Here is a 25,373-nt window from a genome sequence, read left to right as displayed (position 1 = left end):
CATTGTTGTCTTTGAAGATTGGAACCAATTTTTTACCAGATTAAGAAAGCATTAAATTTGTTGCTTTTGTTGTTTTATTTTAAAGGGATGGTATGAGTTTCTAACCAATGAACGATGTCTTCAAATTTAAATTTTCCTTCTGCTACAAGCACAGTGAAAACTTCATTCTCATTTGTATCTGAAATAATTTTTTTATGATTCTTTTTCAAAAACACATCTAACGAAGCAAATGCTGTACGCTTATTTCCGTTAAAAAATGTATGATTACGCGCTAATGATTCAAAAAATGCCGCAGCTTTTCCAAATAGAGTTGGATAGGCATCTTCTTTAAATAAGGTTTGCTGTGGGCGATATACTGCCGATTCTAAATATCCTTGCTCTTTAATTCCTGCTTGTTCCCCATCTCCGTACTTTCTCATGATAAGGAAGTGTATGATTGTAACTTCTTTTACGGTTAAATAATGTATACGCATAGGAACTATTTTAGCCTCTTAAACAATTCATCATGTTCTTCCATAGTTTCTTGTATCATACGAAGGAATTCTGGTTCTAATTGATCTTCTAACTTCTCTTTTCGTTTAATCACAAGAGCGTTTTCTTTCACTTCAAATTCTAGTTCATCACCACGACGAATATTTAACGCATCAACCATTGATTTTGGAATTCCAACTCCTAAACTATTTCCCAACTTGCTCACTTTCCGAGTTTCTTTTTCCATTGTAACCACACTCATTTCCATATTCTTTTTTCAGTATATGCCGAAAAAAGTCCTTATATACATACGTTATTACTATTATAACATACTTACATTATACCGTGATTTTCTTCCTATTATAATAAAAATGACAAATAGAAGAAACTAAAATGGTACCTGTAGTAAAGAAGTATGGATTGGACCACTCTATGTCACGAAGAGGTAACTGTTTGGACAACGATCCTCAAGAATCATTTTTTGGTCACCTAAAGGATGAAGTAGATTTTATGAAGTAGAATATGAATCATCCAAAACATGAAGGAATTAAAATGGAAAATCAATCATTACATGACTTACTATAACAAATACCATTATTAGCGGAACCTAAAAAAGATGACTCCTATTTAATATAGGAATCACCTTTTATCTGCATAAGCCTCTTTTATAAGGGAGGGTAGATTTGTTATTAGAAAAGTCTACGCTTATCCCCTTTCCAACATACGGTCAAGTGCTAAACGAGCTTGGCAAGCTGTCTGTTTATCGACTGTAATTTGATTGACAGGCTTTCCTTTCTTTATACTTTCTAAAGACCAAAGGAGGTGTGGTAAATCAATTCGATTCATAGTCAAGCATGGACACATATACGGATTTAGTGAAATGATATGTTTATTTGGATGGTTGTGAATGATTCGTTGGACAAGATTCATCTCTGTTCCAATTGCCCAGGCAGATCCTGCTTTTGCCTGTTTAATCGTTTCAATAATATATTTCGTGCTACCATTATAATTGGCGGCATCAACCACTTCCTTTTTGCATTCGGGGTGAACGATGATATGCATGCCGGGATGCTCTTTTCTTATATATTCTACATTGGTTAAGGTGAAATTTTCGTGTACAGAGCAATGTCCCTTCCATAAAATTACTTTAACATCTTTTACATTGCCAGAAAAAAGAAGTTCCTCTTGGATTGGATCCCAAACTGCCATTTCTGTTTTAGCAATCCCGAGATCAGAAGCCGTATTTCTACCTAAATGTTGGTCAGGCAAAAATAAAATCCGTTCTTTTTTCGTAAATGCCCAGTTCACCATTTGATGGGCATTGGAAGATGTAACCGTAGCTCCTCCATGTTGACCGACAAATGCTTTAATTGCTGCTGTTGAATTGACATAGGTTAACGGGAGGATGGATTCGCCAAATTGTTGCATTAGTTTCTCCCAAGCACGTTCCGTTTGGTAAATATCAGCCATATCTGCTAAAGAACAGCCTGCTCTTCTATCTGGTAAGAGCACGATCTGTTCATCAGTGGTTAACATATCAGCCGTCTCTGCCATAAAATGCACCCCACAAAATACAATATAAGAGGCAGATTTATTTTGTGCCGCGACTTGGGCAAGTTGAAGGGAATCTCCAACAGCATCGGCGAATTGGATAACCTCGTCTTTTTGATAATGATGACCGGGGATGAATAAGGCTTCTCCTAAATCATTCTTTATTTGCTTCACCCGTTCCTCCATTTCTTGTTGTGATACATGCAAATATTCTTCGGGAATAGAGTTGGTCGATGAAATCAGTTCTTGAAGTAGATCCATGTATAAAAAACCCCTTTCGTTTATACGATATAAAATGTATACATTTTTGGTTAGTAGCATGTAAAGCGGCATTTTTTTTCTTACCTCGTACTATACCTGTATAGGAAGGGAACATCCATGTGCATGCGTTAACGATATACAGACGCACTAATATCCAGTGAAGGTGCTGAATGGGTTAAGCTACCTAATGAAATATAATTTACACCGCTATTCGCGTATGTAGGTAATTGGTCAAACGAAATCCTACCAGATGCCTCTGTAATGATTGTTTTTGGAACATGGTGTATCCAACGTTTAATAGTTTCTGGAGAGCAATTATCAAACATAATGATATCCACTTTATTAGAGATTGCCTCTAGCAATTGATCCTTTGTTTCAATTTCAACTTCAATTTTGACGGTGTGACCGAGCTTGGACTTTATTTGTTGTACGGCATTGGTTATAGAGCCCGAAAAGGCAATATGATTATCTTTAATCATCACGGCGTCATATAAACCGTACCGATGATTATATCCACCACCAGAGCGCACCGCTTGTTTTTCTAACATACGTAATCCAGGTGTGGTTTTTCTTGTATCGCAAATTTTCACATCTGTGTTTTTGACCATTTCTACTGCTTTGTATGTGCGTGTAGCAATACCGCTCATTCGCTGAATGAGGTTCAGTATAACCCTTTCTGCTTGTAATAGATGGATCATGGGTCCTGTTGCAGTTGCAATCACATCACCAGCCACTAGTTGGTCACCGTTATTTTTCTTGCGATTTATTTGCATAAGCGGATGCACCATTGGAAAGCCGACTTCGATTATTTCTGCCCCACAAAAAATGCCATCATCTTTAGCAAGCAATGTAAGTGTCCCCTGCGTATGATAATCGAACAAATGTTGACTTGTTATATCACCATGTCCAATATCTTCTAAAAAAAATGGCTTAAGTATGGTTTTTAATTGTATAAGGGGTATCATAAGTGACCTCCATTCTGTCATTACTTTGGTAATGAATGATTCGTTTTTGTAGCCAATGTTCGTTATCTTTATTCGGGAAATCAGCGCGAATATGACAGCCTCTTGTTTCTGTCCGAAGTAATGCAGCCTCTGTGATAAGACGTGCGACAATCCACATAAAATAATTTTGAATGGTGGAAAGACTACATTGTTCTATCTGTCTAAAAGGGTCATTGGGATGCTTATTTAGCCAGCTTAATTGTTTGGATAAACAATCATGATCACGAATAATTCCAACAGCTTGCATCATGGATTGTTGAATTTGTTTTTTGGAAAAAGGAATGCCAGTTAGTTGAGCTCGATGTTGTTTCTTTGGTATAAAATCCATCGTCTGCGAACTGTCCAACTGTTGTATATAGGATGCAAGGCGCTTTCCATAAACAAGTCCTTCTAATAAAGAATTGCTAGCAAGCCGATTGGCACCATGGACGCCACTAGCAGCTACTTCCCCAATGGCGTACAAACCTTTTACGGAGGTAGCTCCCCATGCGTTAATCAGGACACCTCCAATCATAAAATGTGCGCCTGGGGCAACAGGAATCTTACCTGTTTTCATAGATATTCCGTGCTGTTGCAACATCTTTGTTATGGCAGGGAATTTTGTAGAGAAATCTCTTACCTGTCGTATATCTATATATATTTTTCTGCCCCTATTTACTTGTTGAAATAATTGATGGGCAACGATATGCCTTGGTGCTAAGTCTCTTTGTGGATGAACCTCTTTCATAATTTTCTCGCCTAAATCATTGATTAATCTAGCACCTGCGCCACGAACAGCTTCAGAAATAAGTCCAACACTTTTCCCATTTATATAGAGCAGTGTTGGGTGAAATTGAAAAAATTCCATATCACAAATTTTTGCCCCTGCTCGGTAAGCAAGCGCTATTCCATCGCCTGTAACAGAGGAAGCATTAGATGTATTTGTATACAGTTCACCAGCACCGCCTGTTGCTAACACGACATGGTTAGCCATATACATATGAGAGACTTCATTTTTGTCTTTTGTTGTAACGCCAATACATCGACCTGATTTATTTTGTAATAGATCGATGACTATCTCGTTTTCTATCCAGTGAACACGTGTAGAGGAACGCAATGAGTCAAGCAAAAAATGGATGACATATTTACCCGTTTGGTCCCCGCCACAATGAGCAATTCTAGCTTTACTATGGGCACCTTCTAAGCCTAAAGAAATTTTTCCATTTGCATGTGTATCAAATGGGACAAGTTTAACCCAGTCATGCATGAATTGCTTGCCCTCTGTAACTAGATCATAAATCGCTGTGGCATTCCCATGCTGATCACCGGCAATGATCGTGTCTTGATAATGGTCGTAGGCGTCATCGTCTGTGGAAATAGCAGCAGCAATACCTCCTTGTGCACGATAGGAATTACTATTTGTTATAGCTTTCTTTGTGATTATTGTCACATTTAATTGCTCTTGAAGTTGGTTGGCAAGTTGTAATGCAGCAATCCCGCTACCAATAATAATGATGTCTGTCTTTTTCACTGTAAATTCACCTTTTTATATGTGTCTTGACACATATCATTACATATTATTAAACTAAATACAAGTGTTTTTTATTAGATACTGTTCTGGCTTCCATAGATCGATAGGTTGTTTTCTAAGAAGGGAGATAGAAGGAGCTCTTTTCTCTAAAAAAATAAATTTCAGAAAGAAAGAGGGGAGATAAACATGCTATACTTTGATTACGCTGCAACAACGCCCATGGATGAGGAAGCGTTAGCTATTTATCAGCAGGTAGCTGCAAACTTTTGGGGAAACACAAGTAGCATACACCATATTGGGGGAGAAGCAAAAGAAATACTAGAAAACAGCCGGGAAAAGTTAGCGAGGTTATTACATGTTCCGGCAAGAGGGCTTTATTTTACATCAGGTGGTACAGAATCCAATCAGTTAGCAATTGTGTCCCTTGCCTTAAGTCAGTCGAACAAAGGAAAGCACATTATCACATCGCAAGCAGAACATGCTTCTGTTTTTTCAGCATTAGCTTATTTGGAAAATAAGGGATTTGAAATAACGAAGATTCCGTATACAAAAGGAGGACAAGTAGATGTACATCAACTAGAAAAAGCAATTCGTTCGGATACAATAATGGTAACCATTAGTTATGTCAATGCAGAGATTGGCGCTATTCAACCACTTCAAAAAATTCAACAGCTACTACCTCCGAATATCATTTTTCATACCGATGCTGTCCAAGCCTTTGGTAAAGTTGATTTTTCCAAGCTGCATCAGGTTGTTGACAGTTTTTCCATTTCTTCGCATAAATTGTATGGTCCAAAAGGTGTAGGGGCAGTTTACATACAACCGAGGTTGGCTATTAAAGGGATTTTTCCTTTACAAACCCATGAGCATGGTGTTCGTGGTGGAACCGTCAACACCCCAGGTATTGCAGCTTTTGTTGCTGCAGCGGTAAAGTATACGAGAGCAGAAGTAGATCATGCAGATGCTTTACGTCGACTGTTTTTAATAAAGTTAAAGCGTGAGTTGAAGGATTGCTATCAAGTGATTGAATCGCCTGTATCGCAACTTCCTCATATTGTTGGTTTGGCAATGCATCATTATGAAGGACAATTCATTATGTTACAATGTAATCGCAAAGGTGTTTGTATATCAACTGGCTCCGCATGTGGTCATGCGTTATCGACAGCTGGAAAAACAATGCTAGCAATGGGATACACACAGGAAAGGCAGAAGGAATTTATCCGTATTTCTTTTGGGAAAGATACGAAAGAAAAAGACGTTATGCAATTGGTAAAAATATTAAAGGAAATTGTAACTAGAAATAAAGAAGTAGGTGAAGGAGTTTGCAAAAACAGAAAAAAGTACTTGGTGAAGAACGCAGGCAGTTCATTTTAAGCGTATTAAAGGATGCGAGCAAACCGATTACTGGTAGTGAATTAGCTAAAAGAACAAATGTCAGCCGGCAAGTTATTGTTAACGATGTGACTTTGTTAAAAGCGAGAAGCGAACCAATTATTGCAACAAGTCAAGGGTATATGTATTTACAAGCGTCAGCTACTGAGAGTGTAGAAAAGACCATCGCTTGCCAGCATACGCCTGATGAGGCAGAGGCAGAATTAAATATTATTGTTGACCATGGTGTGACAGTAAAGGATGTAACGATTGAACATCTCGTATATGGCGATCTAACAGCTTCGATTATGGTATCCAATCGTAAGGATGTAGAGCAATTTATTAAAAAAATTACTTCTACTGGTGCAGCTTATCTGTCTGAGCTTACAGAAGGGGTACATCTGCATACATTAGTTGCTGCTAAAGAAGAACAAATTAACGAAGCAGAAATAGCTTTAAAACAAGCAGGATTCTTGTTGGATCATTGCGATATAAGAGGGTGATTACGGGCATCTAAAGAGTAAATAAACCTTTCGTGCTGTGCAAAAAGATAGAAGAAGTTCAAGGGATGGAGGACGTGGACGGTTTTAGTTAAACATTTTGCTACTTCATATAGGTGTCCTTGAAACGCTCTCTCATGTAGGAAAAGGAGAGATCCTTTTCCATCATACCAAAGCATAAAGCTTCCGGGTTTATCTATACGTAAAACGGAGGGTTTTGTCATAGTTACTTGGTAATAAGCCAAGCTTTCTAATGTAGAATAGGTGGAAGGTTTTCTGAATTATTTGTGTTTTTTATGCTAACATGGAGTTCATTCAGATCGTTAACAGCTGCATAAAAGACATCATTTACATCAAAAATATTTTTTCTTTCCAATTCTTGATAAAGCCAAGTTGTATTTAAATTTCTCGAAGAAAGAACGTGTTTGTAGATTGTTCCATCAATAACAACTGGTACATCAATCCCCTTAGCGGAACTTCTTTGTTGCGTTAGAATATGTTCGACACGTGCAGCTTCCTTTTCAGGATATAATTTAATAGATAAATAACCATTTGCTTCAACGATAGCTATTTCAACATCCTTTACATTAAAAATTTGTTGTGCTCGTAACATTTGTAAAATAGTATCAATGGGATACTGTATTTTTTTCATTTCCTTCACTAAAAATTGTCCTTGATAAATGACCATTGTAGGTTCAAATGTTAACAAGCGGCCTATTTTACGATTGTTGATTTTCCACGTTGCCACTATTTTTTGAAGTAAAGCAATTGCTACAATTGCAATAGCTGTATAAATATGATTTATCTCTGGGTCTGCAATATCAGCACCAACTACAGAACCCAAAGTTAAAATAACTAAGAAATCAAACACCGGCAATTCTCCTATGGAGCGTTTTCCCATAAAAAGTGTTGCAAATAGTGCTAGTGGCAAAATGGTCGCAACTCGTCCTAAAATCTTTAATAGTTCTAATGCATATTCCATTATCTCACCTCATTTAGAACACTTTACCCTTTAATATGACACGAAAATGTATAATTATTTACATGCCAACTAAAATAATATTATTTTCATGAAACGGATTAAAATTGGAAGATGTTGGGGGTGGACTTTTTGTCAAAAGGGCTTATTCACCATATAGAGTTATATGTCTCTAATTTAAAAACATCCACTAAGTTTTGGGGGTGGTATCTGGAGGAATTAGGATACCGTTCTTTTCAAAAGTGGGAAAGTGGACAAAGCTGGAAAAAAGGTGATACATACATCGTTTTTGTACAAGCAGAAGAACGATGTCTGGATGTGACTTATCATAGATGTCGAGTTGGTTTAAATCATCTTGCATTTTATGCTGATTCACGTCAACACGTAGATGATATGACGGAGAAATTAAAAAATAAAGGAATTGCTATACTGTATAAAAAGCAGCATCCATTTGCTGGTGGAGATGACCACTATGCTGTATACTTTGAGGACCCAGATCGAATAAAAGTGGAGCTAGTAGCCCCTGAATAGTTCCATGAAATTTGGCAAATTTTGTTCGAAGGGAAATTGGATTATGAATAGGGCGTTATTTCTTATATTAGAGGAGTTGCAGATTGGGAAGGTGCTCATTTAGCAGTGCATTAAATCAACGAGAGGACTGGAACGTTCATACTATATCGTTAGAGGCTACTGTAAATTCAATAGGAGCTATATGTGGTGCAGTTGATTTTTTGGAGAAAAATGGGTTTTAAACAATTATAACCATACTGGTAATTCAGTTTACATATGGAATGATTATGAAAATTATCATCCTGAGGGCAGTTTTCTAGAGCAACAAGCAATAAAAGATAAAAATTTGGTCGCAAATAAAACGGTTCTATGGAGTTTACCAATTTAGTTTTAGAATTGATTCATTTTGATACGCCAGAGAATAGGAAGAAAATGGTGTATATGAATAGGCATGGCTTTTATAAATATAGTAAAAATTATAGAAACCCATACTTGGGGTGATTTTTGTAATAAGTGAGGGGGCAAAAGTCAGAAGAAATAAGGGATGTAACAAATAGATTAGAAAGAGCTGGACTATACTATCACATTCTTCATATTATGGCAAAAGGGATGCAGTAAGTAATATTACTGCGCCCCTTTTTATTAATGGAGTCAAGGGGGATCGAACCCCTGACCTCTACGCTGCCAGCGTAGCGCTCTCCCAGCTGAGCTATGACCCCCAGTATAGACACAAATCTTATTATAAATAATTGCGTATATTATTTCAAGTGTATAAATCAAGAAATACTGACAAAATATTTATAAATGACGAATTGGTGAACGATATGTATACAGAAAAGTGATATCTAAGCGAATGGAGGAGCTTTCTTGAAACTCTCTGAATAATTGTCAAAACAAAGATAGACAAGCTTTTTACAAATGAAGATATGAAACAACTTCACTTTAAATATCATAATTTTTCGCCATTTGACGTTTAAAAATGTGAGGAGTACCATAAAAACATCTTGAAGAAAAATTATCAGTCTATTCTGAAGGAGTTTGAATCATGTCAGCACATAGTAAAGAAGAAATTGTAAATAGTGTCCCCCAGACGGGGTTTTTTGGTCATCCAAAAGGTTTGTTTACACTTTTCTTCACCGAATTTTGGGAACGTTTTTCCTATTATGGAATGCGCGCGCTGTTACTTTATTACATGTATACCGAGATTGCAAGTGGTGGATTAGGTATCGCTGATGATACTGCTAAATCCATTATGGCAATTTACGGATCACTTGTGTATATGTCAGGAATTATCGGAGGATGGATTGCTGATAGGCTACTAGGAACACAGCAAACGGTGTTTTATGGTGGCGTATTAATTATGGTTGGTCACATTGTATTAGCGTTACCTGCTGGGGTAACAGGATTATTTTTATCTATGTTTTTAATTATTATGGGTACAGGCTTGTTGAAGCCGAACGTCTCTAGTGTAGTTGGTGATCTTTACCGCTTATCGGATGTAAGACGCGACTCAGCATTTAGTATTTTTTATATGGGTATAAATATGGGGGCGTTAATTGCACCTTTAATTGTTGGTACATTAGGCCAAGAATACAATTTTCATTTAGGCTTCGGTGTAGCAGCAATAGGTATGTTATTAGGTCTCATTGTTTTTGTAATTACAAAAAAGAAATACCTCGGTTTAGCCGGAACGTATGTACCTAATCCACTCGCTAAAGATGAAAAGAAAAAAGTGTTTGGACAAATGACTATTGGAGTTATCTTTATTATTATATTAGGTTTTGTTACTATATCGACAGGCATATTAACAATTAACCGATTTACTTACCTTGTAAGCATACTCGGAATTCTTATTCCTACCATATACTTTATTGTCATGTATCGTAGCCCTAAAACAAATGAAGATGAAAAATCACGTCTGCTTGCTTATATTCCTTTATTCATTGCCGCGATCATGTTTTGGGCAATACAGGAGCAAGGATCTATCATTCTAGCAGAATATGCAGACAAACGGACACAATTGGAATTTCTAGGTATAGAGCTACACTCATCGTGGTTTCAATCGTTAAACCCATTATTTATTGTTGTTTTGGCGCCTGTATTTGCGGGATTATGGATTAAGATGGGCGAACGACAGCCATCCACTTCTAAAAAGTTTTCTCTCGGTCTGTTTTTTGCTGGGCTATCTTTCTTAGTCATGATTATTCCAGCAGCTATTAATGGAACGGAAACGTTAGTGAATCCCATCTGGCTAGTGCTTAGCTTTTTACTCGTTGTTATTGGTGAACTATGTTTATCGCCTGTCGGTTTATCGGCAACTACCAAGCTTGCACCAGTTGCATTTTCAGCCCAAACAATGAGTCTGTGGTTTTTATCAAACGCTTCTGCTCAAGCAATTAATGCGCAAATTGTGAAACTTTATCAGCCAGCTACAGAAATTATTTATTTTGGTGTTATTGGCGGGGCTGCAATTTTGTTAGGAGTAATTTTACTTTTAATGTCACCAAAAATTCAACAGTTTATGAGAGGGATTCGTTAAGATTTACACCTGTCTCATGAAGATATTTTATCTATAATGAGACAGGTGACATTTATTCTGCACAGATCAACCCAATTTGGAGTGCGCGAGTCCGATATGATACGACTGGTTTACAATTATGCAGTACCTCCTGCATTTTGTCTTTGACCTAATTCTTGATCCATAAGTAATAATGCTGATGGATTATTGTTTGCCAATTTCAATCGTTCTACAATCGTTAATGCTTGCGCTTCTTCATCAATTTGTTCCCTTAAAAACTCTAGAACGATAACAGTTGTTTGTGGATCCACTTGTGTTATATAATCATAAGCCTGTCGATAAGCGTTTGTTACATATTGCTCATGTTCAAGAACGCTTTCAAAAGTTTCAAGTGGCGTTCCGAAATCACTTGGTTGTTGAGGAACATCACTTAGCTTAACAATGCCGTCTTTTCCAGTTAAATAATCAATTAAAGTTAGCATATGTGTTCTCTCTTCTTCCGATTGCAACCGTAACCACCTTGCCATACCAGTGTAATTTTTACGATCTAAATAGGCTGACATAGCTAAATACAAAGTTGTTGATATATGCTCAATCTGAATGAGTTGATTCAATAGTTGCTGAACTTCTTCTTTTACCATATTATATCCCTCCATATTTACATAACTATAATAGGTTATGCCCCAATGAAAATGATGTTCTAAAATATCGTGTGAGATTTCTCTTTAAAACAAAAAAACATCTCCTTCATCATAATGGAAATGTGTTAAAGGTAGATGAAATGTTATATCAATCTTTCGACATTGTAAGATAATTTTGCCTGTTTTTATGGTAATATAAATTTATCAAATCAATCGATGAGGTGAAATGACAATGAAATCCGAACATATCTTATCTTCACTTTGTTATTTTAGCGTATTTTTTGCTCCGTTTATTTTTCCCATTGTTGTTTATTTCTTATCAGATAAAGGTATTAAAAACCATGCTAAAAGTGCTTTATTTATACATTTAATTCCTGCGATAACGGTTATTGGAGCATTCATTGCTCTTTTGATAAGTAACTTAAATGAAAATGTGACAACCTTAGCGATAGCAACAGTAGTGGTTATAAATGCATATTATTTTATTCTCAATTTAGTTAAAGGGGTTAAAGTTTTGCAAGGAAGTTCTAGAGTTTAGACAAAGAAGAATGGCTTGGTGTTTCACTGGAAAATAATGGGAATGATGTAAAGATACTTTACATCATTCCTTTTTCATATTTTGCAATATAAGAAACATATAAATCAACGCTTTGTTTTTTGGATTTTTTTTATGGTATGATAGCTTTAGTTTGAAAAAGAGCGAAGTACTTATATTGTCATCTCAGGAGTGTTAGAAGTGGTTAAAACAATAGAAAATTCCTCCTAAAATTGTAAATTACACTATTTAGGAGGAAAAATAATGAATGAACAATTGAATCATAATCAAAGCGCGCAAAAACACGGAAAAAATGTTTTGTTAATCCTGACTTTAGCATTCTCTGTGTTATTATCTGGAGTTACTGTCGATATGGTTACGCCTGTATTAGGTTTGATTGGCAATGACTTAGGGGCATCTGAAGCTCAAACGAGTTGGATAGTTGGTGGTGTTGCACTTGTTTTGGCAATAGCCATTCCTTTTTATGGACGTATTGCCGATTTTGTAGAGGCAAGAAAGTTGTTTACTATTGGTGTTTTAATTTTAACATTAGGTAATCTTATTGCTGCTCTTGCGACGGAGCTAAACATGTTAGTAATTGGAAGAATGATTCAAGGTGCTGGAATGGCTTCTGTGTCCGTTGTTTCTATTATCGTTATTTCTAGAGTGTACCCACCAGGTCAACGTGGTATCGTTTTAGGAATTGTTGCTGGCAGCATTGGCATCGGAACTGCCGGTGGTCCGATTTTTGGAGGACTCGTCGGACAATGGCTAGGTTGGAAAGCTTTATTTTGGATAACATTTACTTTAGGGATACTTATTGCAATAAGTGCACAAATTTCCATGCAAAAAATCTATCCTTTAGAGAGTGAAAAAAACAAAACATTTGATGTCATAGGTGGTATTTCTCTAGGTCTAATGATAGGTTTCTTTTTGCTAGGGATTACTTTATCTGAAAATCAAGGTTTAACTTCCTATTTAACCATGGTATGTTTAGGTGTATCGTTCGTCGCTTTAGTTATTTTAACCATACGAATAAGGACTGCTAGTAATCCATTTATTCCACCAATCTTGTTAAAAAATCGTGCGTATGTTCGTTCTGTGCTCATCATTTTTTTATCCATGTTTGCTTATTTTCCTATTCTTGTATTTATTCCCCTGTTAGTTGTGGAAGTAAATGGATTTTCACCCGGTGAGGCTGGAATGCTCCTGTTACCAGGAGGAGCAGCTGTTGCCATTTTATCACCAATTATAGGAAGATTATCTGACCGTATAAAACATGAATTTCTCTTAATAGCTGGTCTGCTATGTATGGGTGGCTCTACGTTCTTTCTCTCCACTTTTTCAGGAGGGTCTCCTATCACGTTATCGATGGGCGTGCTAGGAAGTGGGATTGCTTATGCGCTTATAAATTCTCCTGCGAATAACTTTGCCGTATCTACATTGAACAAGGAACAGGTAGGAGTAGGAATGGGATTATTCCAAGGCGCTTTATTCTTAGGTACAGGTGTAGGTTCAGCGTTGATGGGTACTTTCTTAGCCTTACGTCGTAAAGGGGAGAATGCCATTAATCCTATTTATGATTCACATGTGCCTCATTATTCTGATGTTTTTTTTGCACTAACTGTTATTACAATGATTGCGCTTGTTAGTACGTTTCGTATATCGAAGAAAATAGGATAAATGTAGGGCTTGTAGGAAAGACGATAGCGATTAGATATATAAGCAATTTGGTAAAGGTTAATTTTTTTAGTAGACAAAGCTTTATAGAGATGGGAAGAATCTAATTTCATTGGCCACAGTGATTTGCACTGTGGCCTTCTTAGGTATGAGTAGAAATGAACAGTCCACTGGAAAATAGTAAATATGGCTAGCAAATTGTCTGTAAAGAAGTATAAAATGTAATAAACGGAAAGGGATTAAAAATGATAATAAATCGGAACTTTAAACTGTCTATTATTAAAAACACGTTTCTAAGACATCTATCTTTTCCATTCTTTACATTCATGAAATAATTACGATATATTATTGTTAATGAAAATTGTAGAAACGTATAAGGAGTGAAGTTTTTGAAGAAGCAGCATGAAAAAATCGCCAATCGAGAAGCATGGATAGGCGTAGGTTTGGTTATTTTTAATTTTACATGGTGGTTCGCTTTCGCTTATGGCTTGGGTAAGAAAGAACCTGATCAATATACATATATTCTCGGCTTCCCTGCATGGTTCTTCTATAGCTGTATCCTTGGATTTATTGTTATGGCTGTGCTTGTAACAGTCATTGTAAAGAAATATTTCGTAGCCATTCCATTTGATGAGGAGATGGAAGAAGAATGAATTGGGAATCACTCATACCGCTAATTGCAATACTTATTATTATTTTTGGAGCAGGAATATGGGCAGGCGGCTACTTAAAGTCATCTACTAATTTTGCACAGGATTACTTTTTAGGTGGCAGAAGTCTCGGGGGATTCGTGCTCGCTATGACAATGACCGCAACGTATGGGAGTGCAAGCAGTTTTATTGGTGGACCTGGAACAGCTTATAATGAAGGGCTTGGTTGGGTGTTACTCGCCATGTCGCAAGTAGCAACTGGTTACTTTGTTTTAATGATTTTGGGAAAGAAATTTGCTGTTGTTACTAGAAAGTATAAAGCTTTAACGATGGTGGATTTCTTAAAGGCACGCTATCAATCTAAGTGGGTCGTTATTTTCTCGGCACTTAGTATTATTATTTTCTTATTTTCAGCTATGGCTGCGCAATGGATTGGCGGTGCAAGATTAATTGAATCGCTTATTGGAATTGACTATATGAGTGCATTATTCATTTTTGCTGTAGCTGTATTAATTTATGTTACGGTTGGCGGATTTCGAGCTGTAGCATTAACAGATGCGATCCAAGGAAGTATCATGTTTGGTGGTACACTTATTTTGCTCATTGCAGTTATTATCGCAGGTGGTGGAGTCCCAGCACTTATTGCTGATTTAACTGCTGAAAACCCGAATCTAATTACCCCTTATGGTTCCGAAGGGCAATTAACACCTACTTATGTATCCTCATTTTGGATTCTAGTTGGTGTAGGTGTGGTTGCTTTACCACAAATTGCTGTACGAGCTATGTCTTACAAAAACGCTCGATCGATGCATCGTGCAATTATTATTGGTACCGTTGTAGTAGGGTTTATTATGCTTAATATGCATTTAATCGGTGTTTTTGCTAGGCCTATCTTACCAGGCATTGAAGTTGGTGATAAGGTGATGCCATTAATTGCTTTAGAAGTGATGCCAAATTGGTTGGCAGGAATTGTACTTGCTGCCCCTATGGCAGCGATTATGTCAACGGTAGATTCGTTATTACTTCTAGTAAGCTCAACGATCGTGAAGGATGTGTACTTAAACTATGTGAAGCCAGATGCCTCTCAACAGACGATTAAACGTTTAAGCATAGGGATTACGGCTTTACTTGGTGTAATTATCTACTTGATGGCTTTAAACCCGCCTGACCTAATTATTTGGTTAAATCTATTTGCTTTTGGTGGCTTGGAGGCAGCATTTATTTGGCCGATTGTGCTTGGATTGTATTGGCAAAAAGGCAATAAATATGGCGCGCTTGCATCCATGGTTACTGGCGTAGGATTGTATATCATCTCTGATCTATTCTTTCCACAGCCGTTCGGTCTCCATTCGGTTGTTATGCCAGTCGTCGTTTCTTTCTTTGTTTATGTCGTGGTTAGCTTACTTACGCAAAAGCAAACAGCGAGGATGCGTGTGTTATAATTGCTAGTTAGATTCGCGTGTTAATCCCTTGCAAGTGGCTATCAAGAATTAGCCCCCTTATTTTATGGTTTATAGTATAAGAAAAACAAAGGCTTCGCCACAAACTTGAAGACAAGTCAAGTTTTTCAAATAGATAAGGGGGCTTCTATGTTTAAATCTTCATTTTTTCTTTAAACTGAAAGAATGCATCCAATGCACTTGCATTGTGCAAAGACCCTTTGTTAACAATTTGTTCCATCGGTTTTCCTTGTAAAATCTTCTTTACGGGAATCTCTAGTTTTTTACCGTTTAACGTTCTTGGTAAATCTGGTACTTCATATATAGCAGTAGGAACGTGGCGTGGAGAGCAATGGGCGCGAATATGTTGGTTGATTTTCCGTTTTAGGTCATCTGTTAATGGATATCCATCTTTCATAACGACGAATAAAGGAACAAATGAATCACTGTCTGGACTAGGAATATCTACAATTAAACTATCCTCAATGTCTGGAATGCGATCAACTGCTCGATATATTTCACTCGTTCCAATACGCACGCCACCGCGATTAATAGTTGCATCTGATCTTCCATAGATGACGCACGTGTCTCGTTCCGTTATTTTTAAATAATCGCCATGTCGCCATATACCTGAGAACATGTCAAAATAGCTTTCTCTTAAACGTTCCCCTTCTGGATCATTCCAAAAATAGATTGGCATGGAAGGAAAAGGTTCTGTTAAGACAAGTTCACCAACTTCCTCAATAAGAGGCATACCATTATCATCAAAAGCTTCAATTTTAGCCCCTAAGCCACGGCACTGCAATTCGCCAGCATAGACTGGTAAAGTAGGCACGCCGAGAATAAACGCCGTACATACATCCGTACCACCGCTGGCAGAAGCAATCCACAAATCTTTTTTTACATTTTCATAACACCATAGAAAACCTTCAGGTGGAAGTGGAGATCCGGTGGAGCTGATGTTCTTTAAATGACTCAAGTCATATTGTTGATACGGTTTTATAGCGTCCTTCATGCAAGCTGTAATATAACTTGCACTTGTTCCAAACACTGTCATTTTCGTTTCTTCCGCTAATTTCCATAATCTTTCTTTCGAAGGGTAAGCAGGATTTCCGTCATATAAAATAATCGTACTTCCTGTCAGTAGTCCGCCTACTAGAAAGTTCCACATCATCCAACCCGTTGTGGTAAACCAAAAAAAGCGGTCACTTTCTCCAAGGTCAGCATGAAGTGTCAATGCTTTAAAATGTTCTAATAAAATACCGCCTTGGCTGTGAACGATAGGCTTTGGTTTTCCAGTCGTTCCAGAAGAAAAGAGTACCCATAAAGGATCATTGAACGCAACATGTGTATATTCAATATCACCTTTGACTGCCTGATTGATTGCTTTTTCCCAATGCACAACATGTTGTAATGAGGAAAAGGTAGCCTGATCATCTAAATAGGAAATAGCAATCGTCGCTTTTAAGGTTGGCAGACTGGATTGAATTTCTGCTGCTACTTCTGTTCTGTCAAATGTTTTCCCGCCATATTGGTAACCGTCCACCGTTAAAAATAACGTCGGTTCAATTTGTTGAAAACGATCAATAACACTTTGCGTGCCGAAATCTGGAGAAGCACTAGACCATACTGCTCCGAGACTGGCAGTAGCTAGAAAGGCAACGACAGCTTCGTAAATATTTGGTATATAAGCAACGATGCGATCTCCTTTTTGAATGCCCAATCGTTTAAATGTTTGTTGTATTGCTATTGTATCTTGATACAGTTTGTGCCAAGAGATTTCAGACACTTTTCTACGTTCAGAGGTATGGATGATGGCTGGTTGATCCGAATGCCCTCTATTTCGAAAAATATGCTCTGTATAGTTCACAGTCGCTTCAGGAAACCATTTTGCTCCTGGCATATGATGTGAAGACAACACAGTTTGATAGTCTTTTTTTGCTTGCAAATCAAAATACTCCCAAATACTTTCCCAAAATACTTTTATTTCTTTTACAGACCAATTCCATAAACTGTGATAATCCTGAAAATACAAATTTTTATGTTCATGTAGCCATTGCATGTAGCTGTTTATTTTTGCGGCTGCTTTTCTCTCTGAACTTGGTTCCCATAGTAATTCCCCTTCTTTTACTTCCTTCATCATGCCCCTCCTTGTTCCCCTTTTTGAAGTGCTGTAAGGCTTCCTTTTCCCAAATTCTGAGGATAAAGCGGAAGCCACAGCCTTCTACGTTCAATTCGTTCCATTAACAAAACAAGAGATATTAGATTGTCTCTTTCTCGATGTGAAATTTATTTTATCAGATGATTCTTTCTTTCATTATATGGAAACGGTTTCTTTGTGTAAAGTGTATATGAATAGGAAAAATACTCCTGTATACCGTATTTGGTTCACAGGAGTATGCATAGATCATCTAATTAAAAACAATGTACATGTATTCCAATAGTGCGTGTTGTAAAGCTCCCACTACAAGCTTAGGAAGGTCTGCTGGATAAATCTTGTCTAAAAGAACGAAGGCTGTTTATTGGTTTTTGCCTGCTAAAACATCACAAAATGTTTTCATATAAGCTGGTAAGTCTGGTGGTCTACGACTTGAAATGAGGTGGCCGTCAACAACGACAGGCTCATCTATCCAAGTAGCCCCTGCATTCATCATATCATCTTTAATGCCAGGAGTGCTGGTTACTTTTTTATTGGTTAAGATGTTCGCTGAAATCAATACCCATCCAGCATGGCAGATTTGTCCGATTGGCTTTTGTTTTTCATTCATTGCTTGTACCATTTGAATTACCTCTGAATAGCGTCGCAATTTATCTGGTGCCCAACCTCCAGGGACTAAAATAGCATCATAGTCGTCAACGCAGACGTCAGAGAATGCGAAATCGGAAGTAGCTGGTACACCATATTTCCCATGGTATACTTTTTCAGCTTCCTTACCTACTAAATGAACGGTAGCTCCCTCTTCTTGTAAACGCAGGACTGGATACCAAAGTTCCAAGTCTTCAAAGTCATGATCTACAAGTGCAATGACTTGTTTGTTTTTTAATCGCATTGTATCCCTCCGTATCCGTATACAACTATTGTAGCAAACGAACCGCATTACAAGAAAGCTGGAGCTATTAAAGAGAGAATTTGGGCAACCATCATGAGTAAGTATATTGGATAAATCACTGACTACGATGAAAATAAACTGTTACCTTGCATAAAATCTTTTTAAAAACGACAGCGTTTTCTCACCATAAAAACTTTGACGACAAGCCTTCGTTTTCTAAAGACAGTTTTTTTATTCCAGACATAAGATGCACCATTTCGAGAGTTTGGAAGTCAACTTGTTAAAAGTCTTTCGGACATAGAAAATAAATGAAGCTTCACTTCATTGCCTTATTTAATTGCAAGACGTTTCTTTTTTGTATCCACATGCCAATAATCCAAATGATAGTGTATATAATAGTGAAGATTACAATAGCGAATAGTAATGATTTGATGGACATATGTAGCCAATCTGCCCAAATGGCTATGGGAAAAAAGAATAAATTTGACAACAGGTAGTGAATGCTTGTTTGCTTTAATGGACTCCAATGCTCTCGTTCAAATAGAAGTGATGCTAATGCAAAGTAAGACGCTATGAATAGCGTAGATAGCGCACTTTTCCAAAAATACATGATTGATATTTCGATGTCTTGAAAGGTAATAACGGTAAGCACGATAAACGTGATTAATCCAGCAATAGCGACGCCAACTGTTAAACGTTTTATGGCTTCAATCCACATTTTTTTCTCCACCCATCATTAGTTTTCTTTTAATTGCTTTCACATATTTATGGTTCACGTATTCTTTATTACCTGATTGAAAATAAACACATAGATTGCCATTAAAATGTAGTTCAAAATACGCTATTCGAAGTACGTTTCCAATAACAGACTTTGAAAAGCGCATGAAATGTGCATGTTTTAAAGTTTTTTCAACTTCGTATAATTTCATCCTTATTTCAAAACGTTTATCTCCGACAGCAGCAAAAATTTTTCTCTTGTCAGCATAAATATAATCAATTTTCTGTGGGTGTAACAAAATTGTTTGTTCATTATCTACCGCAAATAATCGTGATGGGGCAGCATCTTTGTCTTGTAAATAATCCACAATTTCTTTTAGCTCGTTAGACCATTCTTTTGCTTGGATCGTAACGCATGTGTCCTTATGTATGGCATCGATATCAATAATTATCTTCACATTAGTAGCCTCCTTACGTTAATAAAACATGCTTTATTGCCAAAAATTTATGGTGGAAAACGCTTTCGTTGTTCGTATTCGATATTGTTTACATTTATAGTACAAAAAAAGCTTAAAAAAGTAATGGCAGATTGGATAAAATTGCATGAATGATGTTTGAAATTGTATAATTTATGATTAAAACAATTTTTTAAAGAATGGGTGTTAGACGTTTCAATGAGTACTCTTCGTATGAAAAATTTGTTTAATTATTGCAAAATCGGGTATATATAAAGCTAGTAAAAGCTAAAGGTCCGTAAATCAGGGAAGAGGTGAATGGATGAAGAATGTCACAAGTGTATTTTGGTATTCTTTAGTTATATGTATTGCGGTTGTTATTTGGGGTTCGGTATCACCTGTAGGTTTGGAAGATTTCACAGCTAATGTAACGGCAGCAGTGTCCAATTATTTTGGCTGGTATTATTTGCTAGCTGTTATGGTTATATTAGCATTTAGTATATATCTTATTTTTTCAAGATATGGAAATATTAAGCTCGGTAAAGAAAAAGATGATCCGGAATTCAGTTTACCATCTTGGTTTGCGATGTTATTTAGTGCAGGGATGGGAATAGGACTCGTGTTTTGGACAACAGCAGAACCAATTTCTCATGCGTTTAAAAGTACGCCTGGACCGACACCTGGTTCAGACGAAGCTATTCGGGAAAGTTTAAAGTATACATTTTTTCATTGGGGGATCCATGCGTGGGCAGTATATGGTATTGTTGCACTCGTGTTGGCTTATTTTAAGTTTCATCGAGATCAACCTGGACTGATTAGTGTGACGTTAATGCCAATATTTGGGGAGAAAAGCATGCGTGGCATGTTTGGTAAAGTTATTGATGTGCTTTCAGTTTTTGCGACAGTCATCGGTGTTGCCGCAACACTTGGATTTGGTTCAGCGCAAATAAACGGAGGGTTAGCGTTTTTATTTAATACTCCTGCAACGTTTTGGATGCAACTACTCATTTTAGGTACGGCAACGGTGTTATTTATTGCTTCTTCCTGGTCGGGAATTGGAAGAGGAATTAAATATTTGAGCAATGCCAATATGGGGTTAGCTGTTGTGTTATTACTCCTGTTGTTTTTTGCAGGACCGACTTTAGATATTTTGAACATGTTTACACATACATTAGGAAGCTACGTATCGGATTTTTTTGATATGAGTTTACGATTAGCTCCTCAAGATGAAAACAAACGAACTTGGATTAATAATTGGACGATTTTTTACTGGGCTTGGTGGATTTCATGGGCTCCGTTTGTCGGTATTTTCATTGCACGTATTTCTAAAGGGAGAACAGTAAAGGAGTTCATGATTGGTGTACTCGCCGTACCATCCATTATTTGTTTTATCTTTTTCTCTGTTTTTGGTGTTTCCGCATTGAATTTGGAACAGAAGGGCATGGCAAAGATTTCTGAGTTTTCGCTTGAAACGTCCACCTTTGGCGTTTTAGAGCAATATCCACTAGGGTTTGTTATGTCAATGATTACGCTCCTCGTTGTGGCTATTTTTTTTATTACTTCTGCCGATTCCGCTACCTTTGTGTTAGGGATGCTAAGCACAAATGGAACGCTAAATCCCCGTAATTCGGTAAAGATTATGTGGGGTGTCATGCAATCCGCTTTGGCTGCCATTATTGTTTATTTTGGCGGCACGCAAGGGTTGCAAAACATGCTTATTATTGCTGCATTGCCTTTTTCGATCGTGATACTATTAATGGCTGCTTCGTTTTATAAGACAGCTCGAGCAGAGCATCGACAGAAAAAAGGAAAATAATTGTAAGTTTTATCATAAATTTTTCCTGAGAGTGAAAGTGAAATTAAACTGGAGTGTCTTTTAAAACGGATACGTCTTTAATTAGTCAAATACGGGCTAGAAAAGGCTTGACGCTAAAGATCATTTTTAATGATTTTGCATCATGAAATAAGGTAGCTTGTAGAAAAGAAATAAAATAATTTCTACAACCTACCTTATATTAGTAAGTTAATTTGTTAATCAAACCAGCTTCTTATTTTAGTGAAAAAGGAGCCATCTTCTTCTTTTTTTTCCTCTTCATCATTCGTTTGCTCTGTTTCTTCTTGAATAAATATTTCTTCTTTATCAATGGCATAGTCATAAGTTAAAACTGCCCCAATATTTGTATCTTCAGCTTCCTCATTGGTAATTGTAGAGTGGGGGATGCCGTATTTATCTGCAATTTTCTTTTCCTCTGTTAAAAAGCGATAGGAAACATGACCGTTAATAATTAATTTTGCTTCTGGATTTTCTTTCATTGCTTTTTCGAGTTGTTCTAATCCTTTATTGGACATTACCTGTCCCTTGGTAAGGGCGAGCACAATTCGTTCACGTAATGTGCCTAAAAATTGCTTTCGTTCGTGATCTTTGGGCAGTCTCGTTCCATACATTCCTTCTGTGAGATAATCTTCGACATTTTTCTTGCTCATGATTTATATTCCTCACTTCTTTTATGATAATTCTATTGTACAAAGGGTTAGGTGGATAAGCAAAGAAAGTGGGTACAAAGTATGAATAGGAAGAATAATATCTTGTTTGTGTATGCCTGTTTCCTTCAATGAATAAATTTGGATAGGTAACGAGCTTTAAGCGTTAATAGTTATTTTTTTACGCTATAGAAAAGCATGAATTTTTTGTTTATCGTATAAGAAAAACGACGGCTTCCTCAAGGAGACTGGGGAATAAGGAAAGTTTTCAAAACAAGGGCATTTGTTGAAGATATGTATATGGGTGCCGGTTCCTTCTCTTTTTAGGATGATGGCGCCCCATATTAAACATAACCACAACAATCCTTTTGTGAGGAGCATTCCTTACAGTAAATTGATGTGCTGTGGAATTATTTTCGCTTTGCTCGTTTATCCGCTTGACGGGCACGCTCTTGTGCTTCTAGGTCATTGTGATCTGCGTTTTCTTCTGCAAACTCGACATCCATTCCGTCTGTCATTTGAGTTTTCGGCGTCTGTGCCATAAAGCTGTTTTTAGATTTTTTACACTATAGGAAAGTATAAAAGTTTTAAGGGTTATAGTATAAGAAAAACTATGCCATTCGCCATAAGACTTGACGACAAGCCAAGTTTTTCTAATGCTCATCGCGTCCCATTTTCTCACCTCTATAATGTATTCGTTAGCGTACTTTGTAGTACTAGTACTATGCGTTATCATTCCCTAAAACGGGTACAAATATTTATAGCAAGTCATATTTTTTATGTAGAAACTATTTTAACTGGATAAAAGAACGTCCAATTTAGAGGAACAGAAAATGTGAGATCACTTTGTACATGTGTGTAGCTACAGTTACTAAAGTTGGCAATACCCATGCAACGTTTGTTGGAGAGAGGAACTACCGATTTAAAGGACGCAAAACCAGTAAGAATTATAAAAAGGGATGGTGATAATCGAATAATAATTATTTTACACTATAGGAAAGCATAAATTTAAAAGGTTTATAGTATAAGAAAAAAAACTACGCCTTTTGCCATAAGCAAAGTTTTTCTAAGAAGCTGCACCTTTCCACAGCCTCTTTTTGCCTAATATAGACGTGGGAGGGTTTTTAAGGAAAAAGAAAGTATGAAATGAAAGTTATCTTTATGCGTTTCTATCATGTATACGACTTCAAGAATCTAGCTGTACATTGTATAATATAATTTCAGATACTATGTTGAAGTAAAGGAGTAAACGATATGGCACAACAGAGACAGGAAGAAGAAAACATTGAGGTGTGGGAAGACCTCGTACATATTAAAGATCTCGTTATAGCGATTATTATATCTACGATTACAACACTCGGTGCTTATATAATAGCACCAAATGATCCACCAAAACCTCTTATATTTGGCTTAGTTGGTGCTGTTGTAGGATTCATTATTAGCAGTTTGCTCATTAAACCGAAACGAAATTTCCGTTATATGGATGAGGAGGAGGAATAGACAATGGATGCTGTATTAATTATTCAATTGATAGCTGCTTCTGTGGCAGGATCTATTTTGTATACCATTATTGGAATAGCACCTGGAACGGATGAAACCGCTGTCTTGGCGCCGGTTACATTAGTACTAGTGCTATCAGGTTTTGAACCCATTGTTATTCTAGCCTTTTTTATATCCGCAATTGTTGCTAAAAAATTAACCGATTCTATCCCAGTTGCCATTGCCGGAATTCCTGGTGGGGTAATGTCGGCACCAATGGTTGAGCATGCGATGGTATTAAAAAAACATGGCATGTCTGAGCTGAGCATTCGAAAAATGGCATCGGGTTCCGTTATTGGTACTGTGATTGCTGTACCTATGAGTTTATTAATGGCGAATTTAATCGCTCCCTTATCCGATGAAATCACGCAATACGCGAGCCAAATTTTTCTTGGCGGTGCCATCTTTTTAGCACTTATGACGAAAAATCGTTGGATTGCACTACTTTCCATTGTACCGTTTGCTGTTTTGATCCAAGGCTTACGTATGTTTTATTGGGAAACAGGCATCGTTCCTGAAGATCAAACTGTATTTACATCCTTCTTTTTAGGAATAACCATAGGCCCGGTCATTTTAAAATTAGCAGAGTTACTTAATGGAAGGATCAGAAGGAAGCTTCCACGCTATGGCAAAAAAGATATTGCAATGCGACGAACGGAAAAAGTAAAAGGATTCCCAAATCCGTTTAAAATCCTTACCAGAAGGGAGATTGGTACAACTTCGATCTCATCTATCTTAGGAGTGCTCACCTTTTTTATGAGTCCTGTTGGCATGACAATTTTCCTTGGCGAAACGTTAACCAGTCGAATAAAAGATCCAGTAAAAAAGGCGGCTCGAGCTATATCCAGTATGGATGGACTGACAAACGCAGCTTATTTATCTGGGACGCTTATCCCGTTAATTGCTATAGGTTTACCTTTGTCTCCTACAGCAATTGGTCCGGGTGGTCCTTTGTTTAATGCGCCACCAGTATTTACAGAAGAAAATAATCTGCACCATATGTTGTCTATGTCTGATTTTATTGTTGCTACATTAATTGGGTCCATTGTCGCTATTAGTATCACGTTTTATATTACGATTAAATATGCACAGCAAATTTGTGCCTTCGTATTCCGGTTTATTCCGCATGAAGCCATGTTAGGTGTATTCTTTGGTCTTGTCATTATGCTTGCCTATATGGATGCGGGAATTGTAAATATAGCTGGCGTTATTGTTGTGGCACTTGTTGCTGGATTTTTGCACCGTAAAGGAGTAAATTATGGGGTGCAATTTATGACGTTGTATGCAGCACCTTGGCTCGTGTCATTGTTTTTGTAATGAAGTAGTAAAACGATCTTGGTTAATAAAGTAATTACGGAAAAAGCAATTGGACTATCAAATCACAAGGAATTTGTAAATGAAAGGGACGCTGTTGGAATTTCTAAACAAATGAAATTCAATAATAGAGCGGGATCTATCTTAGGTGGTGGAGGTGATTTCTAATTGTTATCTTTAATGTGATAAATAATGCT

Annotated in this window: 24 protein-coding genes, 1 tRNA gene and 3 pseudogenes; 14 read left to right on the top strand and 14 right to left on the bottom strand. The window is 37.0% G+C overall.

The features are described from left to right. Window positions 1-74 precede the first annotated feature (74 nt). On the bottom strand, window positions 75-473 hold the full coding sequence (locus B2C77_RS17600) for a type II toxin-antitoxin system death-on-curing family toxin (protein WP_073013129.1): 399 nt from the start codon (window positions 471-473) through the stop codon (window positions 75-77). A 5-nt stretch (window positions 474-478) separates the two neighbouring features. Then, window positions 479-733, bottom strand: coding sequence for an AbrB/MazE/SpoVT family DNA-binding domain-containing protein (locus B2C77_RS17595; RefSeq protein WP_176087363.1), 255 nt, complete (start codon window positions 731-733; stop codon window positions 479-481). 161 nt (window positions 734-894) lie between these two features. On the opposite strand from B2C77_RS17595, the pseudogene B2C77_RS22165 reads away from it, so the two are divergent. Further along, window positions 895-1,072 (top strand): annotated as a pseudogene (locus tag B2C77_RS22165) (integrase core domain-containing protein); the annotation flags it as partial. 104 nt (window positions 1,073-1,176) lie between these two features. Here the strand turns inward: B2C77_RS22165 and nadA are convergent. From nadA to nadB, 3 genes are all read right to left on the bottom strand, one after another. Continuing rightward, complete coding sequence (gene nadA, locus B2C77_RS17585) at window positions 1,177-2,283, bottom strand: quinolinate synthase NadA (RefSeq protein WP_077706227.1); 1,107 nt, start codon at window positions 2,281-2,283, stop codon at window positions 1,177-1,179. Window positions 2,284-2,411: 128 nt separating this feature from the next. Then, entirely contained in the window at window positions 2,412-3,245 is an 834-nt protein-coding gene (nadC, locus tag B2C77_RS17580) for a carboxylating nicotinate-nucleotide diphosphorylase (RefSeq protein ID WP_141130802.1), read from the bottom strand. Then, window positions 3,214-4,797 (bottom strand): L-aspartate oxidase, encoded by a 1,584-nt coding sequence (nadB, locus tag B2C77_RS17575; protein WP_077706225.1) that lies wholly within the window; start codon window positions 4,795-4,797, stop codon window positions 3,214-3,216. The genes nadC and nadB overlap by 32 nt, the downstream gene beginning before the upstream one ends. 186 nt (window positions 4,798-4,983) lie before the next feature. On the opposite strand from nadB, the gene B2C77_RS17570 reads away from it, so the two are divergent. Both B2C77_RS17570 and B2C77_RS17565 read left to right on the top strand, forming a co-directional pair. Beyond that, window positions 4,984-6,171: an IscS subfamily cysteine desulfurase gene (locus tag B2C77_RS17570; protein WP_077706224.1), complete on the top strand. Its 1,188-nt coding sequence runs from the start codon at window positions 4,984-4,986 to the stop codon at window positions 6,169-6,171. Next, window positions 6,120-6,671, top strand: coding sequence for a transcription repressor NadR (locus tag B2C77_RS17565; RefSeq protein ID WP_077706223.1), 552 nt, complete (start codon window positions 6,120-6,122; stop codon window positions 6,669-6,671). Before B2C77_RS17570 ends, B2C77_RS17565 begins: the two co-directional genes overlap by 52 nt. A gap of 247 nt (window positions 6,672-6,918) precedes the next feature. Here B2C77_RS17565 and B2C77_RS17560 read toward each other — a convergent pair whose 3' ends face one another. Continuing rightward, window positions 6,919-7,650 (bottom strand): DUF421 domain-containing protein, encoded by a 732-nt coding sequence (locus tag B2C77_RS17560; RefSeq protein WP_077706222.1) that lies wholly within the window; start codon window positions 7,648-7,650, stop codon window positions 6,919-6,921. A 129-nt stretch (window positions 7,651-7,779) separates the two neighbouring features. Between B2C77_RS17560 and B2C77_RS17555 the strand changes: the two genes are divergently transcribed. Both B2C77_RS17555 and B2C77_RS22160 read left to right on the top strand, forming a co-directional pair. Continuing rightward, window positions 7,780-8,178 carry a VOC family protein gene (locus B2C77_RS17555; RefSeq protein ID WP_077706221.1) on the top strand — a complete coding sequence of 133 codons (399 nt, stop codon included), beginning with the start codon at window positions 7,780-7,782 and terminating at the stop codon, window positions 8,176-8,178. Between the two features lie 43 nt (window positions 8,179-8,221). After that, a pseudogene (locus B2C77_RS22160) lies at window positions 8,222-8,658 on the top strand (type 1 glutamine amidotransferase family protein). Between the two features lie 145 nt (window positions 8,659-8,803). Here the strand turns inward: B2C77_RS22160 and B2C77_RS17545 are convergent. Next, window positions 8,804-8,876 (bottom strand) — tRNA-Ala (locus B2C77_RS17545). Window positions 8,877-9,202: 326 nt separating this feature from the next. Here B2C77_RS17545 and B2C77_RS17540 point away from each other — a divergent pair. Then, window positions 9,203-10,696, top strand: a complete 1,494-nt coding sequence (locus B2C77_RS17540; protein ID WP_077706220.1) for a peptide MFS transporter — start codon at window positions 9,203-9,205, stop codon at window positions 10,694-10,696. A gap of 116 nt (window positions 10,697-10,812) precedes the next feature. Here B2C77_RS17540 and B2C77_RS17535 read toward each other — a convergent pair whose 3' ends face one another. Beyond that, a complete protein-coding gene (locus tag B2C77_RS17535; RefSeq protein WP_077706219.1) occupies window positions 10,813-11,316 on the bottom strand; it encodes a ferritin in 504 nt (167 codons plus the stop codon). A 232-nt stretch (window positions 11,317-11,548) separates the two neighbouring features. Between B2C77_RS17535 and B2C77_RS17530 the strand changes: the two genes are divergently transcribed. From B2C77_RS17530 to panF, 4 genes are all read left to right on the top strand, one after another. Continuing rightward, entirely contained in the window at window positions 11,549-11,854 is a 306-nt protein-coding gene (locus tag B2C77_RS17530) for a magnetosome magnetite crystal formation protein family (RefSeq protein WP_077706218.1), read from the top strand. A 261-nt stretch (window positions 11,855-12,115) separates the two neighbouring features. Next, window positions 12,116-13,534 carry an MFS transporter gene (locus B2C77_RS17525; RefSeq protein WP_077706217.1) on the top strand — a complete coding sequence of 473 codons (1,419 nt, stop codon included), beginning with the start codon at window positions 12,116-12,118 and terminating at the stop codon, window positions 13,532-13,534. Between the two features lie 377 nt (window positions 13,535-13,911). Beyond that, window positions 13,912-14,184, top strand: coding sequence for a YhdT family protein (locus tag B2C77_RS17520; protein ID WP_414930262.1), 273 nt, complete (start codon window positions 13,912-13,914; stop codon window positions 14,182-14,184). Next, complete coding sequence (gene panF, locus B2C77_RS17515) at window positions 14,181-15,623, top strand: sodium/pantothenate symporter (RefSeq protein ID WP_077706215.1); 1,443 nt, start codon at window positions 14,181-14,183, stop codon at window positions 15,621-15,623. Before B2C77_RS17520 ends, panF begins: the two co-directional genes overlap by 4 nt. Window positions 15,624-15,774: 151 nt before the next feature. On the opposite strand, the gene B2C77_RS17510 is transcribed toward panF, so the two are convergent. The 4 genes from B2C77_RS17510 to B2C77_RS17495 all read right to left on the bottom strand — a co-directional run bounded on the left by B2C77_RS17510 (window position 15,775) and on the right by B2C77_RS17495 (window position 19,845). Beyond that, complete coding sequence (locus B2C77_RS17510; protein WP_077706214.1) at window positions 15,775-17,760, bottom strand: acetoacetate--CoA ligase; 1,986 nt, start codon at window positions 17,758-17,760, stop codon at window positions 15,775-15,777. A gap of 379 nt (window positions 17,761-18,139) precedes the next feature. Continuing rightward, on the bottom strand, window positions 18,140-18,670 hold the full coding sequence (locus B2C77_RS17505; protein ID WP_077706213.1) for a type 1 glutamine amidotransferase domain-containing protein: 531 nt from the start codon (window positions 18,668-18,670) through the stop codon (window positions 18,140-18,142). A gap of 316 nt (window positions 18,671-18,986) precedes the next feature. Beyond that, complete coding sequence (locus B2C77_RS17500; RefSeq protein WP_077706212.1) at window positions 18,987-19,388, bottom strand: DUF3021 family protein; 402 nt, start codon at window positions 19,386-19,388, stop codon at window positions 18,987-18,989. Further along, complete coding sequence (locus B2C77_RS17495) at window positions 19,378-19,845, bottom strand: LytTR family DNA-binding domain-containing protein (RefSeq protein WP_077706211.1); 468 nt, start codon at window positions 19,843-19,845, stop codon at window positions 19,378-19,380. The genes B2C77_RS17500 and B2C77_RS17495 overlap by 11 nt, the downstream gene beginning before the upstream one ends. 319 nt (window positions 19,846-20,164) lie before the next feature. Between B2C77_RS17495 and B2C77_RS17490 the strand changes: the two genes are divergently transcribed. Then, the gene (locus B2C77_RS17490; protein ID WP_077706210.1) at window positions 20,165-21,658 is read left to right on the top strand and encodes a BCCT family transporter; all 1,494 of its coding nucleotides are present in this window, start codon (window positions 20,165-20,167) and stop codon (window positions 21,656-21,658) included. A gap of 215 nt (window positions 21,659-21,873) precedes the next feature. Here B2C77_RS17490 and B2C77_RS17485 read toward each other — a convergent pair whose 3' ends face one another. Continuing rightward, entirely contained in the window at window positions 21,874-22,326 is a 453-nt protein-coding gene (locus tag B2C77_RS17485) for a YueI family protein (RefSeq protein ID WP_077706209.1), read from the bottom strand. Window positions 22,327-22,733: 407 nt separating this feature from the next. After that, window positions 22,734-22,868, bottom strand: a pseudogene (locus tag B2C77_RS17480) (YfhD family protein); the annotation flags it as partial. A 709-nt stretch (window positions 22,869-23,577) separates the two neighbouring features. Between B2C77_RS17480 and B2C77_RS17475 the strand changes: the two are divergent. The 3 genes from B2C77_RS17475 to B2C77_RS21790 are packed head-to-tail and all read left to right on the top strand — an operon-like array spanning window position 23,578 to window position 25,344. Then, window positions 23,578-23,823 (top strand): hypothetical protein, encoded by a 246-nt coding sequence (locus tag B2C77_RS17475; RefSeq protein ID WP_077706207.1) that lies wholly within the window; start codon window positions 23,578-23,580, stop codon window positions 23,821-23,823. Between the two features lie 3 nt (window positions 23,824-23,826). Beyond that, complete coding sequence (locus B2C77_RS17470; protein ID WP_077706206.1) at window positions 23,827-25,179, top strand: tripartite tricarboxylate transporter permease; 1,353 nt, start codon at window positions 23,827-23,829, stop codon at window positions 25,177-25,179. Window positions 25,180-25,197: 18 nt separating this feature from the next. Continuing rightward, entirely contained in the window at window positions 25,198-25,344 is a 147-nt protein-coding gene (locus B2C77_RS21790; RefSeq protein WP_164085328.1) for a hypothetical protein, read from the top strand. Window positions 25,345-25,373: the final 29 nt, after the last annotated feature.

This window comes from Virgibacillus dokdonensis (assembly GCF_900166595.1).
GTDB classification, from domain to species: Bacteria; Bacillota; Bacilli; order Bacillales; family Amphibacillaceae; genus Virgibacillus; species Virgibacillus dokdonensis.
This window is presented reverse-complemented; position numbering and strand designations above follow the sequence as displayed.